The 18,069-nt window shown below is 63.5% G+C and carries 18 protein-coding genes; all 18 read left to right on the top strand.

Features of this window, described 5'->3' with window-relative positions; genetic code table 11:
- Positions 1–146: 146 nt before the first annotated feature.
- Positions 147–1,235 carry an efflux RND transporter periplasmic adaptor subunit gene (locus tag CAG22_RS01160; protein ID WP_075046698.1) on the top strand — a complete coding sequence of 363 codons (1,089 nt, stop codon included), beginning with the start codon at positions 147–149 and terminating at the stop codon, positions 1,233–1,235.
- The gene (locus CAG22_RS01165; RefSeq protein WP_025341031.1) at positions 1,232–2,299 is read left to right on the top strand and encodes an efflux RND transporter periplasmic adaptor subunit; all 1,068 of its coding nucleotides are present in this window, start codon (positions 1,232–1,234) and stop codon (positions 2,297–2,299) included. Before CAG22_RS01160 ends, CAG22_RS01165 begins: the two co-directional genes overlap by 4 nt.
- The gene (locus tag CAG22_RS01170; RefSeq protein WP_085592414.1) at positions 2,296–5,349 is read left to right on the top strand and encodes an efflux RND transporter permease subunit; all 3,054 of its coding nucleotides are present in this window, start codon (positions 2,296–2,298) and stop codon (positions 5,347–5,349) included. Before CAG22_RS01165 ends, CAG22_RS01170 begins: the two co-directional genes overlap by 4 nt.
- 248 nt (positions 5,350–5,597) lie before the next feature.
- Positions 5,598–5,780, top strand: a complete 183-nt coding sequence (gene oscA, locus CAG22_RS01175; protein ID WP_003258557.1) for a sulfur starvation response protein OscA — start codon at positions 5,598–5,600, stop codon at positions 5,778–5,780.
- Between the two features lie 48 nt (positions 5,781–5,828).
- A complete protein-coding gene (locus CAG22_RS01180) occupies positions 5,829–6,836 on the top strand; it encodes a sulfate ABC transporter substrate-binding protein (protein WP_085592416.1) in 1,008 nt (335 codons plus the stop codon).
- A gap of 184 nt (positions 6,837–7,020) precedes the next feature.
- Positions 7,021–7,839 (top strand): sulfate ABC transporter permease subunit CysT, encoded by an 819-nt coding sequence (gene cysT, locus CAG22_RS01185; protein WP_046613605.1) that lies wholly within the window; start codon positions 7,021–7,023, stop codon positions 7,837–7,839.
- A gap of 11 nt (positions 7,840–7,850) precedes the next feature.
- Positions 7,851–8,723: a sulfate ABC transporter permease subunit CysW gene (cysW, locus tag CAG22_RS01190; protein ID WP_025341027.1), complete on the top strand. Its 873-nt coding sequence runs from the start codon at positions 7,851–7,853 to the stop codon at positions 8,721–8,723.
- Between the two features lie 3 nt (positions 8,724–8,726).
- Positions 8,727–9,716, top strand: coding sequence for a sulfate/molybdate ABC transporter ATP-binding protein (locus CAG22_RS01195; protein ID WP_013974693.1), 990 nt, complete (start codon positions 8,727–8,729; stop codon positions 9,714–9,716).
- Positions 9,717–10,083: 367 nt separating this feature from the next.
- Positions 10,084–10,875, top strand: a complete 792-nt coding sequence (locus CAG22_RS01200; protein WP_025341026.1) for an energy transducer TonB — start codon at positions 10,084–10,086, stop codon at positions 10,873–10,875.
- A gap of 30 nt (positions 10,876–10,905) precedes the next feature.
- Positions 10,906–11,625, top strand: coding sequence for a MotA/TolQ/ExbB proton channel family protein (locus CAG22_RS01205; protein ID WP_085615853.1), 720 nt, complete (start codon positions 10,906–10,908; stop codon positions 11,623–11,625).
- A 1-nt stretch (position 11,626) separates the two neighbouring features.
- Positions 11,627–12,028, top strand: coding sequence for a biopolymer transporter ExbD (locus tag CAG22_RS01210; RefSeq protein WP_085704072.1), 402 nt, complete (start codon positions 11,627–11,629; stop codon positions 12,026–12,028).
- A gap of 281 nt (positions 12,029–12,309) precedes the next feature.
- The gene (locus CAG22_RS01220) at positions 12,310–12,891 is read left to right on the top strand and encodes an alpha/beta hydrolase (protein WP_013974692.1); all 582 of its coding nucleotides are present in this window, start codon (positions 12,310–12,312) and stop codon (positions 12,889–12,891) included.
- Positions 12,892–12,955: 64 nt separating this feature from the next.
- Entirely contained in the window at positions 12,956–13,786 is an 831-nt protein-coding gene (locus CAG22_RS01225) for a sigma 54-interacting transcriptional regulator (RefSeq protein WP_085691462.1), read from the top strand.
- 175 nt (positions 13,787–13,961) lie between these two features.
- Positions 13,962–14,747, top strand: a complete 786-nt coding sequence (locus CAG22_RS01230) for a MetQ/NlpA family ABC transporter substrate-binding protein (RefSeq protein ID WP_025341021.1) — start codon at positions 13,962–13,964, stop codon at positions 14,745–14,747.
- Between the two features lie 276 nt (positions 14,748–15,023).
- Entirely contained in the window at positions 15,024–15,689 is a 666-nt protein-coding gene (locus tag CAG22_RS01235; RefSeq protein ID WP_085616074.1) for an amino acid ABC transporter permease, read from the top strand.
- A complete protein-coding gene (locus CAG22_RS01240) occupies positions 15,670–16,329 on the top strand; it encodes an amino acid ABC transporter permease (RefSeq protein WP_025341019.1) in 660 nt (219 codons plus the stop codon). The genes CAG22_RS01235 and CAG22_RS01240 overlap by 20 nt, the downstream gene beginning before the upstream one ends.
- Complete coding sequence (locus CAG22_RS01245; protein WP_085704075.1) at positions 16,326–17,099, top strand: amino acid ABC transporter ATP-binding protein; 774 nt, start codon at positions 16,326–16,328, stop codon at positions 17,097–17,099. Before CAG22_RS01240 ends, CAG22_RS01245 begins: the two co-directional genes overlap by 4 nt.
- Positions 17,096–17,968, top strand: a complete 873-nt coding sequence (locus CAG22_RS01250) for a transporter substrate-binding domain-containing protein (RefSeq protein ID WP_015272203.1) — start codon at positions 17,096–17,098, stop codon at positions 17,966–17,968. The genes CAG22_RS01245 and CAG22_RS01250 overlap by 4 nt, the downstream gene beginning before the upstream one ends.
- Positions 17,969–18,069: the final 101 nt, after the last annotated feature.

The raw sequence follows: 18,069 nt of genomic DNA on the forward strand, positions 1-18,069 counted from the left end.
ATCCTGTGGGAACGGGCGTGCCCGCGAAGGGGCCCGCGCAGGCGCCGAAAATGCCAGCTTGATCGCGGTCAGTGCCGTTTATCGAACCCTGAACTACGCTGACAGTCGCATCCCACGAATCATTTGCGCGCAAGCAAGGAGCCTGCATGACGTTGATACGTCCGCTGTTGGTCGTCTGCCTGGGGCTTGTGTCCCTGCTGTCGGGCTGTAGTAAGGAAGAAACCACCGAGACACTGCCACGCGTAGGCGTGCAACAGGTATCACCCACCGATTTCGCTGCCAGGGTCACCCTGACTGGCGATGTGCAGGCGCGGGTGCAGACCGACCTGTCGTTCCGTGTGGGCGGCAAGATCATTTCGCGCAGTGTCGATGTCGGCGACCACGTAAAGGCCAACCAGGTGTTGGCGCGGCTTGACCCGAAAGACCTGCAGAACAATGTCGACTCGGCCAAGGCCGAGGTGTTCGCCGCGCAGGCGCGGGTCACCCAGACCAGTGCCGCGTTCGTGCGCCAGCAAAAGCTGTTGCCCAAGGGCTACACCAGCCAGAGCGAATACGATTCCGCCGAAGCCGCGCTGCGCAGCAACCAGAGCGCGCTCAAGGCCGCACAGGCGCAATTGGCCAATGCCAACGAACAACTGAGCTATACCGCGCTGGTCTCTGAGGCCGATGGGGTCATCACCGAGCGCCAGGCCGAGGTCGGCCAGGTGGTTCAAGCGACCATGCCAATCTTCAGCCTGGCCACCGATGGTGATCGTGATGCCGTGTTCAATGTCTACGAATCGCTGCTGGTGGCCCCGCCCAGCGATGCCGGCGTGATCGTCAGTCTGCTGGACGACCCCAAGGTCCAGGCCCGTGGCTTCGTGCGCGAAATCACCCCCACGGTGTCTGCGCAAAGCGGCACGGTACAGGTCAAGGTCGGGCTGAGGGATGTGCCGCCAGGGATGCAACTGGGTGCACCGGTGACGGCCACCACCAATGCCCAGGGCCGGCCTAGTATCGAGCTGCCATGGTCGGCACTGACCAAGGCCCTGCATGAGCCCGCCGTCTGGGTAGTGGGCGAGGGTGACAAGGTAGAGCTGCGCAAGGTCGAGGTCAGCCGTTACCTCACCGGCAGGATCGTGGTCGCCAGTGGCCTGAAAGGCGGCGAGACCGTGGTGGTCAATGGCGGGCAGTTGCTGCACCCCGGCATGCAGGTGCTGAAGATCGATGCCAAGGGCAACGGGGGTGAGCTATGAAGCGCCTGCTGCTGATGCTGTCGGCCGGCGTGCTGTTGGCTGGCTGCAGTAGCGAGGATGAAGTGCCGGAGCCGATTCGGCCAGTGCTGTCGGTCAAGGTCGAACCCCAGGTGCAGTCGCAGCTTGGCCGTTTCGCCGGCAGTATCCAGGCACGTTTCGAAAGCACCTTGGGCTTCCGGGTTTCCGGGCGTATTGCCCGGCGCTGGCTGGATGTGGGCGCCCAGGTGAAACCGGGCGACACCCTGGCCACCCTCGACCCGACCGACCAGCAGAACCAGTTGCGCGCCGCCGAAGGCGACCTGGCCAAGGTGCAGGCGCAGTGGATCAACGCCCAGGCCGATGCCCGCCGCCAGCAACAGCTGTACGACCGTGGCGTAGGCGCCCAGGCCCAGCTGGATATCGCCCAGACCAACCTGAAAACCACCAGCGCGGCGCTGGAGCAGGCGCGCTCTGCGCTCAGCCAGGCGCGTGACCAGCTCGACTACAGCACCCTGCGCACCGACCACGCCGCGGTAATCACTGCCTGGCAGGCCGAAGCCGGGCAAACCGTCACCGCCGGCCAGGCCGTGGTAACCCTGGCCAGGCCGGATGTGAAGGAAGCGGTGATCGACCTGCCGATCGGCCTGGCCGAGCAGTTGAGCAAAGGCTTGACCTTCACCGTTGCTTCGCAGCTGGACCCGACCATCAACACCACCGCCAGCCTGCGGGAACTGGAACCCCAGGCCGACGCCACCACCCGCACCCGCCGCGCGCGCCTGACCCTGGCCAGCACCCCGGCGGCCTTCCACCTGGGCACCGCCATCAGCGTGACCCTGAGTTCGGAGGTGTCGCCGCGCAGCGAACTGCCCTTGAGTGCCTTGCTCGAGCGCGACGGCAAGACCCAGGTATGGGTGATCGATACGCAGCAGAAGACCGTGGCCACTCGTGACGTGGCCCTGATCGGCCGCACCGCCGACAGCGTCGTCCTGAGTTCGGGCGTACAGCCCGGCGAGCGGGTGGTGACTGCGGGCGTGAACAGCCTCAAGCCCGGCCAGAAGGTCACCTTCGACGAGGATGCGCAATGAAAGGAAGCTTCAACCTGTCCGACTGGGCACTCAAGCATCAATCGTTCGTCTGGTACCTGATGTTCGTTGGCCTGCTGATGGGGATCTTCTCCTACTTCAACCTGGGCCGTGAGGAAGACCCGTCGTTCACCATCAAGACCATGGTCATCCAGACCCGCTGGCCCGGCGCGACCCAGGACGAAACCCTGTACCAGGTCACCGACCGTATCGAGAAGAAGCTCGAGGAACTCGACTCCCTCGACTACACCAAAAGCTACACCCGCCCCGGCGAATCCACGGTCTACGTGTACCTGCGCGATACCACCAAGGCCAAGGACATCCCGGAAATCTGGTACCAGGTGCGCAAGAAGATCCAGGACATTCGCGGTGAATTCCCTGCGGGCATCCAGGGGCCCGGGTTCAACGATGAATTCGGCGATGTGTTCGGTTCGATCTATGCCTTCACCGCCGACGGCCTGACCCTGCGCCAGTTGCGCGACTATGTGGAACAGGCGCGGGCCGAAGTGCGCGATGTGCCCAACATCGGCAAGATCGAGCTGATCGGCACCCAGGACGAAGTGCTTTACCTGAACTTCTCCACCCGCAAGCTGGCAGCCCTGGGCATCGATCAGCGCCAGGTCATGCAGGCCCTGCAATCGCAAAACGCCGTGACCCCTGCCGGTGTGATCGAGGCCGGGCCGGAACGTATCTCGGTGCGTACCTCCGGGCAGTTCACCTCGGAAAAGGACCTGCAAACCGTCAACCTGAAGATCAACGACCGCTTCTTCCGCCTGGCCGACATCGCCGATATCGAGCGCGGCTACGTCGACCCCCCTTCGCCGATGTTCCGCTACAACGGCCAGACGGCGTTGGGCCTGGCCATCGGCATGAAGGCCGGCGGCAATATCCAGGTGTTCGGAGCGGCGCTGAAAAAGCGCATGGACAAGGTGATCGAAGACCTGCCGGTGGGCGTCGGGGTGCACACTGTTTCCGACCAGGCGGTGGTGGTCAAGCAAGCGGTGGGCGGCTTCACCAGTGCGCTGTTCGAGGCGGTGGTGATCGTGCTGGCGGTGAGCTTCGTCAGCCTCGGCGTGCGTGCCGGGCTGGTGGTGGCCTGCTCGATCCCGCTGGTGCTGGCCATGGTGTTCGTGTTCATGGAATACAGCGGCATCACCATGCAGCGGATTTCGCTGGGGGCGCTGATCATCGCCCTGGGCCTGCTGGTGGACGATGCGATGATCACCGTGGAGGTGATGGTCACACGGCTGGAGATGGGCGAAAGCAAGGAGCAGGCGGCGACTTTTGCCTATACCTCCACCGCCTTCCCCATGCTTACCGGCACCCTGGTGACGGTGGCCGGCTTCGTGCCGATCGGCCTCAACGCCAGTTCGGCGGGCGAGTACACCTACACGCTGTTTGCGGTAATTGCCGTGGCGCTGATGGTGTCGTGGGTGGTAGCGGTGTTCTTCGCCCCGGTGCTCGGCGTGCACATTCTCAGCAGCGCCAAGCTCAAGCCCCACGAAGCCGAGCCTGGCCGTGTCGGCCGGGTCTTCGAGCATGGTTTGTTGTGGTGCATGCGCAACCGCTGGCTGACCATCATCGGCACCGTGGTGCTGTTCGCCCTGGCGATCTTCTGCGAGCGCTTCGTGCAGAACCAGTTCTTCCCGTCCTCGGACCGCCCGGAAATTCTCGTCGACCTCAACCTGCCGCAAAACGCCTCGATCGAAGAGACGCGCAAGGTGGTCGACCGCTTCGAGGCGCGGATCAAGGACGACCCGGACCTGGTGCACTGGAGTACCTACATCGGCCAAGGGGCGATCCGCTTCTACCTGCCCCTCGACCAGCAGTTGCAGAACCCGTACTACGCGCAGTTGGTGATCGTCAGCAAGGGCTTCGAGGAACGCCAGGCCATGATGGACCGCCTGCAGAAGATCCTGCATGAAGAGTTCGTTGGCGTCGGCACCAACGTGCAATCGCTGGAAATGGGCCCGCCAGTGGGCCGGCCGATCCAGTATCGGGTCAGCGGCGCCAATATCGACCAGGTACGCAAGCACGCCATCGAGCTGGCCACCTTGCTCGACCAGAACGAGCACATCGGCGAGATGATCTACGACTGGAACGAGCCGGGTAAGGTGCTGCGCGTGGAAATCGCCCAGGACAAGGCGCGCCAGCTGGGCCTGTCGTCGGAGGACGTGGCCAATGTGATGAACAGCATCGTCAGCGGTGTGCAGATCACCCAGGTCAACGACAACATCTACCTGGTCGACGTGGTCGCCCGTGCCGAGGACAGCGAGCGTGGCTCGCCCGATACCCTGCAGAACCTGCAGATACTGACGCCCAACGGCACCTCGATCCCGCTGCTTGCGTTCGCCACCGTGCGCTACGAGCTGGAGCAGCCGCTGGTGTGGCGCCGTGACCGCAAGCCGACCATCACCATCAAGGCCTCGGTCAACGGCGACATCCAGCCCACCGACCTGGTGGCCCAGCTGAAGCCGAAGATCGACGAGTTCGCCAGCAAGTTGCCGGTCGGCTTCGAAGTGGCCACCGGCGGTACGGTGGAGGAGAGCGCCAAGGCGCAGGGGCCGATCCGCAAGGTCATCCCGCTGATGCTGTTCCTGATGGCGACGTTCCTGATGATCCAGCTGCACAGCGTGCAGAAGCTGTTCCTGGTGGTCAGCGTGGCGCCGCTGGGGCTGATTGGCGTGATCATTGCGCTGGTGCCCACAGGTACGCCCATGGGCTTCGTGGCGATTCTCGGCATTCTCGCGCTGGCGGGCATCATCATTCGTAACTCGGTGATCCTGGTGACCCAGATCGACGAGTTCGAGGCCCAGGGCTTGTCGCCGTGGGATGCGGTGGTAGAGGCCACCAACCACCGGCGCCGGCCGATTCTGCTGACCGCGGCGGCGGCGAGCCTGGGCATGATCCCGATTGCCCGCGAAGTGTTCTGGGGGCCGATGGCCTACGCCATGATTGGCGGGATCATCGTGGCGACCCTGCTGACGCTGCTGTTCCTGCCGGCCTTATATGTGGCCTGGTACAAGATCCGCGAGCCACAGAAAAATTCCTGAAACCTTCACGGCCCTATCGCCGGCAAGCCAGCTCCCACAGGAAACTCACTGCTCTTGAGTATTGTGAGGCCCCTGTGGGAGCTGGCTTGCCGGCGATAGGGCCCTCACATCATAACGATAATTCAGTTATATAAACATTCTTAAACAGTATTTTTAAGAATAACCCCACCTCACTACTATTGCCCTCAAGCCAGGCGCAAATCCCCTTCAAACCTCAGCCCGGCACCCTCACTCCAAGGAGAACGAGCATGAGTGCATCTCTGCGTAGCATCGACGGTCAGGACGAAGCCACCATTCTGCGTGAAATCCAGAGCGCTCTGCGCGACCTGCGATTCGGTGCGGTGGAGATTACCGTGCACAACGCTCAGGTCGTGCAGATCGAGCGCAAGGAGAAGTTCCGCCTGCAGCAGCCCGGCAACAAGACCGGCTGATCGCACCACACATTCAAAACTAGAAAAATGCCAATCGGGAGCTTCACCATGTCCATCCGCCGTTATGCGCTCGCCGCCCTGGCCAGTGCTGTTTTTGCCGGTTCCGCCATCGCCAAGGACTACGAACTGCTGAACGTGTCCTACGACCCGACCCGCGAGCTGTACCAGCAGTACAACGCCGAGTTCATCAAGCACTGGCAGCAGGCCCACCCGGGCGACAAGGTGAAGATCCAGCAATCCCACGGCGGTTCGGGCAAGCAGGCCCGTGCGGTGATCGATGGCCTGCGTGCCGACGTGGTGACCCTGGCCCTGGCCGGCGACATCGATGAAGTCGCCAAGCTCGGCAAGACCCTGCCAGACAACTGGCAGACCCGCCTGCCGGATGCCAGCACCCCGTACACCTCGACCATCGTGTTCCTGGTGCGCAAGGGCAACCCGAAAGGCATCAAGGACTGGGGCGACCTGATCAAGAAGGACGTGTCGGTCATCACCCCCAACCCGAAAACCTCCGGCGGCGCCCGTTGGAACTTCCTGGCTGCCTGGGCCTATGGCCTGAAGGCCGGCGGTAGCGAAGCAAAGGCCAAGGAGTACGTGCAGGAGCTGTTCAAGCACGTACCGGTGCTGGATACCGGCGCCCGTGGCTCGACCATCACCTTCGTCAATAACGGCCAGGGCGATGTGTTGCTGGCTTGGGAAAACGAAGCCTTCCTGGCACTGAAGGAAGACGGTGGCGCCGACAAGTTCGACATCGTCGTGCCGTCGTTGTCGATCCTCGCCGAGCCGCCGGTGGCGGTGGTGGACAAGAACGCCGAGAAGAAGGGCAATACCGAGATTGCCAGCGAATACCTCAAGCACCTGTACAGCCCGGCCGGGCAGAAGATCGCCGCCGAGAACTTCTACCGCCCGCGTGACGAGAAGGTCGCTGCCGAGTTCGGCAAGCAGTTCCCGAAACTGGACCTGGTGACCATCGACAAGGACTTTGGTGGCTGGAAGACTGCACAACCGAAATTCTTCAATGATGGCGGTGTGTTCGACCAGATCTATCAGGCACAGTAAGGGCCAAGGAAAAGCGGGGCCGCCATGCGGCCCATCGCGACACAAGGCCGCTCCTACAGAGGTACGCGCACCCCTGTAGGAGCGGCCTTGCGTCGCGATGGGCTGCAAAGCAGCCCCAGGATTTCAGAAGCTAGCACCAGCCCGGGATCGTTCCCGGGCCAAGTGCGTTCAACCAGGGATATTTATGTCACGCCGCATTTCCCCCGTCATACCCGGCTTCGGGCTGACGCTGGGCTACACCTTGGTGTACCTCAGCCTGATCGTGCTGATACCGCTGGCCGCCATGTTCGTGCATGCCGCGCAGCTTACCTGGGAGCAGTTCTGGAACGTCATCAGTGCGCCGCGGGTGATCGCCGCGCTCAAGCTGAGTTTCGGCACCGCCCTGTTCGCCGCCATCATCAACGGAGTGATCGGCACCCTGCTGGCCTGGGTGCTGGTGCGCTACACCTTCCCCGGGCGCAAGATCATCGATGCGATGATCGACCTGCCGTTCGCCCTGCCCACGGCCGTAGCCGGTATCGCCCTGACCGCCCTGTACGCGCCTTCGGGCTGGGTCGGTCAGTTCGCCACCGACCTGGGTTTCAAGATCGCCTACACCCCGCTGGGCATCACCCTGGCGCTGACCTTCGTCACCCTGCCGTTCGTGGTGCGTACGGTGCAGCCGGTACTGGCCGATATTCCGCGTGAAGTGGAGGAGGCCGCCGCCTGCCTGGGCGCCAAGCCGCTGCAGGTGTTCCGCCATGTGCTGGCGCCAGCGCTGCTGCCTGCCTGGCTGACAGGCTTTGCCCTGGCCTTCGCCCGCGGCGTGGGCGAGTATGGTTCGGTGATCTTCATTGCCGGCAACATGCCGATGAAGACCGAAATCCTGCCGCTGCTGATCATGGTCAAGCTCGACCAGTACGACTACACCGGCGCGACCGCCATCGGCGTGCTGATGCTGGTGGTTTCCTTCATCCTGCTGCTGCTGATCAACCTGCTGCAGCGCCGCATCGAAACCCCTTGAAGGAGGCCGGCATGTCCAGTTCATCCCTGAATGCAACCGCCGCCGCCAACGCCGCCCGCCGGGGCAGCGCCACTTCGCGGCGTATTCTGATCGGCCTTGGCTGGCTGGTGTTCGCGCTGTTCCTGCTGCTGCCACTGGTGATCGTGGTATCGCAGGCACTGAAGAACGGCTTTGGCACCTTCTTCGAGGCGATCTTCGAGCCTGACGCGTTGTCGGCGCTGAAGCTGACCCTGCTCGCCGTGGTCATTTCGGTACCGCTGAACCTGGTGTTCGGCGTCAGCGCCGCCTGGTGCGTGAGCAAGTACACCTTCCGTGGCAAGAGTATCCTGGTCACCCTGATCGACCTGCCGTTCTCGGTATCGCCGGTGATCGCCGGCCTGGTCTACGTGCTGATGTTCGGTGCGCAAGGCCTGTTCGGGCCGTGGCTGCAGGACCACGATATCCAGATCGTGTTCGCCCTGCCGGGCATCGTCCTGGCCACCATCTTCGTCACCGTACCGTTCGTGGCCCGTGAGCTGATCCCGCTGATGCAGGAGCAGGGCACGCAGGAAGAGGAGGCCGCGCGCCTGCTCGGCGCCAATGGCTGGCAGATGTTCTGGCACGTGACCCTGCCGAACATCAAATGGGGCCTGATCTACGGCGTGGTGCTGTGCACCGCGCGGGCGATGGGCGAGTTTGGCGCGGTGTCGGTGGTGTCCGGCCACATTCGCGGCGTGACCAACACCTTGCCGCTGCACGTGGAGATCCTCTACAACGAGTACAACCACGTCGCGGCCTTCAGCGTGGCCAGCCTGTTGCTGATCCTGGCGCTCTTCATCCTGCTGCTCAAGCAGTGGAGCGAGAACCGTATTAACCGCCTGCGCCACAGCGCCGCGGAGGAATGATTCATGTCGATCGAAGTTCGTAACGTCAGCAAGCGCTTCAACAGCTTCCAGGCCCTGGACAACATCAACCTGGACATCAACAGCGGCGAGCTGGTGGCCCTGCTCGGCCCGTCCGGCTGCGGCAAGACCACGTTGCTGCGCATCATCGCCGGCCTGGAAACCCCCGACCAGGGCAATATCGTGTTCCATGGCGAGGACGTGTCCGGCCATGACGTGCGCGACCGCAACGTCGGTTTCGTGTTCCAGCACTACGCGTTGTTCCGCCACATGAGCGTGTTCGACAACGTTGCCTTCGGCCTGCGCATGAAGCCCAAGGGCGAGCGCCCGAGCGAGAGCAAGATTGCCGAGAAGGTGCATGAACTGCTGAACATGGTGCAGCTGGACTGGCTGTCCGACCGCTACCCCGAGCAGTTGTCCGGTGGCCAGCGCCAGCGTATCGCCCTGGCCCGTGCGCTGGCGGTGGAGCCCAAGGTGCTGTTGCTGGACGAGCCGTTCGGTGCGCTGGATGCCAAGGTGCGCAAGGAGCTGCGCCGCTGGCTGGCGCGCCTGCACGAGGACATCAACCTGACGTCGGTGTTCGTCACCCACGACCAGGAAGAAGCCATGGAGGTGGCTGACCGCATCGTAGTGATGAACAAAGGCGTGATCGAGCAGATCGGCTCGCCGGGCGAGGTGTACGAGCACCCGGCCAACGATTTCGTCTACCACTTCCTCGGTGATTCCAACCGCCTGGCCCTGAGCGAAGGGCATCATGTGCTGTTCCGCCCGCACGAAGTGTCGCTGTCGCGACACGAGACCGAAGGGCACCATGCGGCCGAGGTGCGGGATATCCGGCCGCTGGGCGCGACCACGCGGGTGACCTTGAAGGTGGAAGGGCAGAGCGAGCTGATCGAGGCAGAGGTGGTCAAGGACCATGACAGCCTGACCGGGTTGGCGCGGGGGGAGACATTGTTCTTCCGGCCGAAGGTTTGGCAGAAGGTGGCGGATATCTGAGTCGCCTTTGGTGATGAAAAGCCCGGGGTTGGTCCCGGGCTTTTTTATGCCTGAGAGATTGCCGGGGCTGCTTTGCAGCCCATCGCCGGCAAGCCAGCTCCCACATCTGTGGGAGCTGGCTTGCCGGCGATCGAGGGCGCAGCCCTCGCGGCAATCTCATGCCTTACGCGAATATTTCGCATGCCGGCAATGCATGATTGAAAACCCGCCCGGCCACAGCCCACGAATTCCGCGGCTTTGCCACAATCCCTGAAAAACTATATTCAGTATAGTTCTAACCATAATTTTAAACATTACTTTAAGAGATAAGCCCCTGGCCGCGATGATTCAGCCACACACCTGAATCGAGACCCCAGGAGTTTGATCAATGGGTAATGTCCAGTCGGCCGTCAGGGCCTACGACCAGCCATGGCGCCCGGCACCGGGCGACCTGGTCGACCTTGGACGCACGCTTCGCCTCCCGCTTGGCCAGCTGCGCCTGCAACGCACGCCTGTCAGCGGGCTCAAGCGCCGCGACAAGCTGGTGTTGGGCCTGCTGGTGCTGGCCCTGCATGGCGCTGCAGCGTACTGGGTCAGCCAGGCACCAACGCCCGAGCTGCCGGTGGTGCCACCGCAAGTACCGCCGATGACCATCGAGTTCGCCGCGCCAGCACCGCCTGTAGTCGAGCCACCGCCACCAGCCCCGGCACCGCCGGTGGTCCAGCCGCCACCGCCGCCGGTGGTCGACGAGCTGGCCGCCAAGCCCAAGCCCAAACCAAAGCCCGTGCCCAAGCCGGTGGTCAAGCAACAGCCCAAACCGCAGCCCAAGCCGGTCGAAGCGCCGCCGCCAGCCCCTGTGGCTGCCCCGGCACCGCCAGCGCCACCTGCACCGGCCCCGGTCACCCCGGCATCGGCCAACGCGGCGTACCTGAAGAACCCGGCGCCGGAGTACCCGCAGATGGCCCAGCGCCGCGGTTGGGAAGGCACCGTGCTGCTGCGCGTCGAGGTGCTGCCCAGCGGCAAGCCCGGGCAGATCCAGATCCAGAAGAGCAGCGGCCGTGATGCCCTCGACGCTGCCGCACTGGCAGCGGTCAAGCGCTGGAGCTTCGTGCCTGCCAAGCAGGGCGACGTGGCCCAGACCGGCTGGGTCAGCGTGCCGATCGATTTCAAGCTTCGCTAACTTTTTCGCAGAACACAGGAAGACATCATCATGAGCCTGCTGGCATCCCCCCTCGAATCCGTTGAAAGCGCAGTCATCTGGCTGCTGGTCGGTTTTTCTGTCGCCACCTGGGCCCTGGCCCTGGTCAAGGTCGTGCAGTTCGTGCGGCTGAAGAACCAGGACAAACGCTTCCACCAGCAATTCTGGGCCGCCTCGAGCCTGGACTCGGCTGCCGAGCCCAGCCACGACCTGCCTGGCCCTGCCGCCCGTGTTGCCCAGGCCGGTTATGCCGCCATCGCCGTCGGTGACAGCCAGGCCAATGACCTGAGCCACGCCATCAACCACCAGGACCGCCTGGAGCGCGCCCTGCGCCAGCAGATCGTGCGTGAGCGCCGTTCGCTGGAAACCGGCCTGGCGGTGGTCGCCAGTATTGGCAGTACCTCGCCCTTCATCGGCCTGTTCGGCACCGTCTGGGGCATCATGGAAGCACTCAAGGGCATCAGCGCGGCCGGTTCCGCCAGCCTGGAAACCGTGGCCGGGCCGATCGGCGCGGCACTGGTGGCCACCGGCGTGGGTATCGCCGTCGCGGTGCCGGCGGTGCTGGTCTACAACTACTTCCTGCGCCGCCTCAAGCTCACCGCGGCCGACCTCGATGACTTCGCCCACGACTTCTACAGCCTGGCGCAGAAGAGTGCCTTCCGCGTGCTGGTGCACCCGGCCGTGCACAGGCCCCAGGCCGGTTTCACCCAACCGGTGAAGGAGGCGTCCTGACATGGCCTTTTCGACCCAGGACAGCGACGAAGTCCTCAGTGAAATCAACGTCACGCCGTTGGTGGACGTCATGCTGGTGCTGCTGGTGGTGTTCATCGTCACCGCGCCGCTGCTGACCAATGCCATCCCCATCAACCTGCCCAAGACCGAGGCCGTGGCCCCGGTGGAGCAGAAGGACCCGCTGGTGGTCAGCATCGATGGTGACGGCAAGTTGTTCATCAACAAGGACGAGATCCAGCCCGACCTGCTGGAAGCCAGCCTCAAGGCCGCCAAGGACAAGGACGTGGACGTGCGCGTACAGCTGCAGGCTGATGACGGCGTGAACTACGGCGAAGTGGCGCGGGCCATGGCGGCTATCGAACGTGCGGGGATCAGCAAGCTGGCGGTGATTACCGCGCGCTGAACCCGTCAACTTTCTTCAGGCAAGTGCTTAGGGGCCATATCTCTTGGCAGGGGATGGCCCCTTTTTTTGCGTGATCCCTGTGGGAGCGGGCGTGCCCGCGAACACGGGCGAAGCCCGTGCCATCCACCGCGGTGCTTGCTTCGCGGGCATGCCCGCTCCCACAGGGGTCGCACAAGATACTGAGACTTTTGGTTATTAATAAATAGCTTCTTATTCCTTTACTGATATAACTCCCTCCCTATACTTGTCTCCAAGCACGCAAACTCACTGGAGGCGTCCCCATGCGCAATGAGTCGATTCGTTACCTGATTGTGCCGGGCTGGCAAGGATCGCCAGACAACCATTGGCAAAGTCACTGGCAGCGCACCCTGCCCAACAGTGCCCGGGTCGAGCAGCACGACTGGCTGACCCCGCAACGTCAGGACTGGGTGCAGGCACTGGAGCAGGCGATTGCCGCCGAGCGCTCGCCGGTGATTCTGATTGCCCATAGCCTGGGCTGCATAACCGTCGCTCATTGGGCCGCGCAAGCCAGCCCGGCCCTGCTGCGGCGGGTACGTGGCGCGCTGCTGGTGGCGCCCGCTGACGTGGAGCGGCCAACCTGTGCGCCGGCTCTGCGCAACTTCGCGCCGATCCCGACCGAAGCACTGCCATTCCCCAGCCAGGTGGTCAGCTCGGACAACGACCCGGCCGTGAGCGTGCCAAGGGCGTTGTACCTGGCCCAGGTCTGGGGCGCCGAAGCAGGGCTGCTGACCAACGCCGGGCACATCAACGTCAAGTCCGGCCATGAGCGCTGGGAGCAAGGTTTCGCCTACCTGTATCGCTTGCAGAGCCGGGTCGAGCAGCGCGCACTGCGCCGCGCCTGATCGCCCTTACTGTTTACCGTTTGCCTGACGCCCGGCCATTGCAGGCCTGGGGCGAGAGTTTGTCATGACTTTTCAAAACCCTTTTGGCCAGCCGTTGCTGACCTTCCCTGAGCTGGACAAGAGCCCGCTGAGCATCCGCGCCAAGGCGCTGGTGTTCATCGACCCACGTTCGCAGCAGCTGCGCGAGGAGCTCGAGCACCTGGCGCCACAATCCTTGCCAGTGCTGATCCGTGGCGAAACCGGTACCGGCAAGGAGCTGCTGGCCCGGCAGATCCACCGTGCCAGTGACCGCAGCGGGTTGTTCGTGTCGGTCAACTGCGCGGCCATCAGCCCCACCTACGCCGATGCCGAGCTGTTCGGCTACAGTGCCGGCAGCCAGGGCGGCACAGCCAGCAGCCGTGCCGGCTGGTTCGGCTCGGCCAACGGCGGCACGTTGTACCTGGACGAGATCGCCGACTTGCCGCTGGCCATCCAGGGCAAGCTGCTGGCCGCCCTGGAAAACCGCGAGGTTACCCGGGTGGGCGCGCAGCAGCCGCAGCCGGTGGATGTGCGCCTGGTGGCCGCTACCAGTATCGACCTGGCGCGGGTGGTGCGCGCGGGGCGCTTCAACGAGCGCCTGTACCAATACCTGCGCGAGGGGGCGCTGGAGCTGCCGCCACTGCGCGAGCGGCCGGGCGATATCCTGCCGTTGGCCGAGTACTTCGTGGGCATCTACAGCGTGCGCCTGCAACGGCCTGTGCCGCTGGTGAGCGAGGCGGCGCAGCAGGTGCTGGAGGCACACCCCTGGCCCGGCAACACCCGTGAACTGGAGAACGTCATCCACTTCGCCTTGCTGGTGAATGACGGCGGAGAGATCCTGGCTGAGGACCTAGACCTGCCAAACTCCGCGCGCTAGACACCGCTCATAAGCAAAGTGGCTGATGGCAGTTTGTTTTTGGAATAAGAAGCTAAATAAAAGATATTGTTACGGAATAAAAAATCTGGGTATTGTCCGCCTCACGCCCGCTGGTGAACCGGTTGGGCACCCGATTCGCCATCGTCGATGGCCCAGAACCAGAACAAGGACCACCATGAAGAAGACCCTGCTGACCACTGCCCTGGCTGCTGCCCTGTCGTTTGCCGGCCTGGCTGCCGCCGCCGAGAAACTGGTGGTTGCCGCCACCCCGGTACCGCACGCCGAAATCCTCGAGCTGATCAAGCCGACCCTGGCCAAGGAAGGTGTGGACCTGCAGATCAAGGTCTTCACCGATTACGTGCAGCCGAACGTGCAGGTTGACCAGAAGCGCCTGGACGCCAACTACTTCCAGACCCTGCCGTACCTGCAGAACTTCAACGAAGGCAAGGGCACCCACCTGGATACCGTGATCGGCGTGCACGTCGAACCCTTCGGTGGTTACTCGAAGAAGGTCAAGAGCCTGAGCGAACTGAAAGAAGGCGCTACCGTTGCCATCCCTAACGAGGGCAGCAACAGTGGCCGCGCCCTGCTGCTGTTGCAGAAGGCTGGCCTGATCACCCTGAAGGACCCGAAGAACGCCCTGGCCACCCCCAAGGACATTGCCGAGAACCCGAAGAAGCTGAAGTTCCGCGAGCTTGAGTCGGCCATGCTGCCGCGTGTGCTGGACCAGGTCGACCTGGACATGATCAACACCAACTACGCCCTGGAAGCCGGCCTGAACCCGGCCAAGGACGCGCTGGTGATCGAAGGCAGCGACTCGCCATACGTGAACTTCCTGGTCGCCCGCCCGGACAACAAGGACAGCGAAGCCATCCAGAAACTGGCCAAGGCCCTGACCAGCCCGGAAGTGAAGGAATTCATCGCCAAGAAGTACCAGGGTGCGGTGCTGCCGGCGTTCTGATGCGCTTGCATTACCTTGCATGACCCAACGCCGACACCCTTGTGTCGGCGTTTTTGTTTGTGGCGCAGGACCCTGTGGGAGCGGGCGTGCCCGCGAAGCAGGCGACGCGGTGGATGGCACCGGCTACGCCGGTGTTCGCGGGCGCGCCCGCTCCCACAGGGTCCCTGCGCGACGTCTCGGTGATATGTTTATTCTATAAAGGTATTTATCAAAAAGTTTTTAGATCATTAGAGTCTAGCTATCGTGCCCACGCGCACCCTGCAGACCTGCTTCACCATGACCCTCGACACCGCATTCATCCTCGGCACGCTGCCCGCCTTCCTCAAGGCCGTGGGCGTGACCCTGCAGGTCGGCCTGATCGCCATCGCCACCTCGCTGCTGGTCGCCCTGGTCAACGCCACACTGCTGGTATTACGCACCCCGTACCTGTGGCGCCTGGTAAAAGCCTACGTGGAGCTGGCCCGCAACACGCCGCTGCTGATCCAGCTGTTTTTCGTCTACTTCGCCTTGCCCAGCCTGGGCCTGAAGATTTCCGGCTTTGCCGCAGCGATTATCACCATGACCTTCATGGGCGGTGCCTACCTCACCGAGGTGCTGCGTGCCGGCATCGAGGCCGTGCCCCGTGCCCAGCTGGAGTCCGGGCGCTCCATCGGCCTGTCCGAAGGCCAGCTGCTGCGCCATGTGGTGTTGCCCCAGGCCGGCATCCTCAGCCTGCCGGCACTGTTCGCCAACTTCATCTTCCTGCTCAAGGAAACCACCGTGGTGTCGGCGGTGGCCGTGCCGGAAATTCTCTACACCACCAAGAACTACATCGCGCTGTACTACAAGACCTATGAAATGCTCACCGTGCTGACCCTGCTCTGTGTGCTGCTGTTCCTGCCGCTGTCGTTGCTGCTGCGCTATGTCGAAAGGAGGCTGCAACATGGCCAGTTCGGCGTCTGAACTGCTGCTGCAGGCATTGCCGCAGCTGGCTGGCGGCGCGGCGCAGACCCTGGCCATCTCTGCGCTGGGCATCCTCTTCGCGACGCTGGGCGGTGTGCTTTATGGCGTGCTGGCAACCTTGGGCAACCGGGCCCTGAACATTGCCTTGCAGGTGTACCTGGAGCTGTTCCGTGCCATCCCCGTGCTGGTCTGGCTGTACCTGGTGTTCTTCGGCCTGCCGATCTTCCTGGCCTTGAGCATCCCCAGCTTCTGGTGCGCGGTGCTGGTGCTGGGCCTGTGGGGCGCCAGCGAGGTGGGCGAGGTGGTGCGTGGCGCGCTGCGCTCGCTGCCGCGCGGCCAGCGCGAGGCGGGGTTGTCGATCGGCCTGGCCGGCTGGCAGCTGTATGGCTACGTGCTGTTGCCACAGGCGCTCAAGCGCATGACCCCACCGACCATCAACATCTACACGCGGATCATCAAGACCAGCTCGCTGGCGGTGCTGATCGGCGTGGTCGAGGTAATCAAGGCCGGCCAGCAGATCATCGAGCGCACCTACGAGTCGGTGCTGATCTACGGCGCCTTGTTCCTGTTCTTCTTCATCGTCTGCTATCCGCTGTCCGCCGCTTCACGCGTGCTGGAACGCCGCTGGGCCCACTCATGAGTGCATTGATCGAATTTCAGGGTTTCAACAAGTTCTTTGGCGAGCACCAGGTGCTCAAGGACGTCGACCTCCAGGTGGTGGCCGGCGAGGTGGTGGTCATCCTCGGTCCCAGTGGTTGTGGCAAAAGCACGCTGCTGCGCTGCCTCAACGGCCTGGAGCAGGCCCACGGCGGCCAACTGCGCCTGGCCGGGCAGGAGCTGCTCGACCCGCGCACCGATTGGCGCGAGATCCGCCAGCGGGTCGGCATGGTGTTCCAGAGCTATCACCTGTTCGGTCACATGAGCGTGATCGACAACCTGCTGCTTGGCCCGCTCAAGGTGCAAAGGCGCGAGCGCGCCGAAGCCCAGGCCCAGGCCGAGGCGCTGCTGGCGCGGGTCGGCCTGCTGGACAAGCGCGACGCCTTTCCCCGGCAATTGTCCGGGGGCCAGCAACAGCGCATCGCCATCGTGCGTTCGCTGTGCATGAACCCCGAGGTGATGCTGTTCGACGAGGTTACCGCGGCCCTCGATCCAGAAATGGTCAAGGAGGTGCTGCAGGTGATCCAGGGCCTGGCCCGCGACGGCATGACCTTGCTCATCGTTACCCACGAAATGGCCTTCGCTCGCGCGGTGGCCGACCGCATCGTGTTCATGGAGGCCGGCAGGATCCTTGAACAGGGCGACCCCGAGAGCTTCTTCACACGACCGCGGACCGCACGCGCGCAGCAGTTCCTGGAGAAATTCTCCTTCGTAGAAAGCCTGCCGAAGACACTGCACAAGGAACTGTCATGAAAACTGCCAACCTCACCAAACTGCTGGCGCCGTTGTTCGGCCTGGCCCTGCTGGCCGGCTGCAACAAGGCTGAAGAACCACCCAAGCCCGCGGCGGCCTCGCCGGCCACCAGCTACCTGGAAACCATCAAGGCCCGCGACAAGCTGATTGTCGGGGTGTTCACCGACAAGCCACCGTTCGGTTTCGTCGATGAGCAGGGCCGCTACGTGGGCTTTGATACCGATATCGGCCGGCGCCTGGCCAAGGACCTGCTGGGTGATGAAAACAAGGTCGAGTTCGTTGCCGTGGAGCCGGCCAGCCGTATCCCGTTCCTGCAGAGCGACAAGGTCGACCTGATCCTCGCCAACATGACCGTGACCCCGGAGCGCAAGGAAGCGGTGGACTTCACCAACCCCAACCTGCGCGTTGCCGTGCAGGCCATCGTCGCGGATGGCAGCCCGGTGCAGAAGCTCGACGACCTGGCCGACAAGACCATCATCGTCACCACCGGCACTACCGCTGATATCTGGCTGACCAAGAACCACCCGGACTGGAAACTGCTCAAGTTCGAGAAGAACAGCGAGTCGCTGCAGGCGCTGGCCACCGGGCGTGGCGATGCCTATGCGCAGGACAACCTGATTCTGTTCAGCTGGGCCAAGCAGAACCCGGGGTACCGCGTGCTGCCTGAGCTGCTGGGTGACGAGGCACCGATTGCACCGGCGGTGAAAAAGGGCAACACCGAGCTGCGTGACTGGGTGAATGCCGAGCTGGCCAAGCTGGGGGAGGAGAAGTTTCTGCTGAAGCTGTATGACCAGTATGTGCGCAAGGAACTGAGCGATGACACCAAGCCGGAAAGCGTGATTGTGGAAGGGGGCAAGTGGCAGGGGTGACTGTGCCATTGGGGCTGCTTTGCAGCCCTTCGCGGGCTTGCCCGCTCCCACATTGATCGGCGTATGCAGGGCCCTGTGGGAGCGGGCGAGCCCGCGAAGGG

Origin of the sequence: Pseudomonas sp. B8(2017) (genome assembly GCF_002113575.1) — a bacterium.
GTDB lineage: Bacteria > Pseudomonadota > Gammaproteobacteria > Pseudomonadales > Pseudomonadaceae > Aquipseudomonas > Aquipseudomonas putida_Z.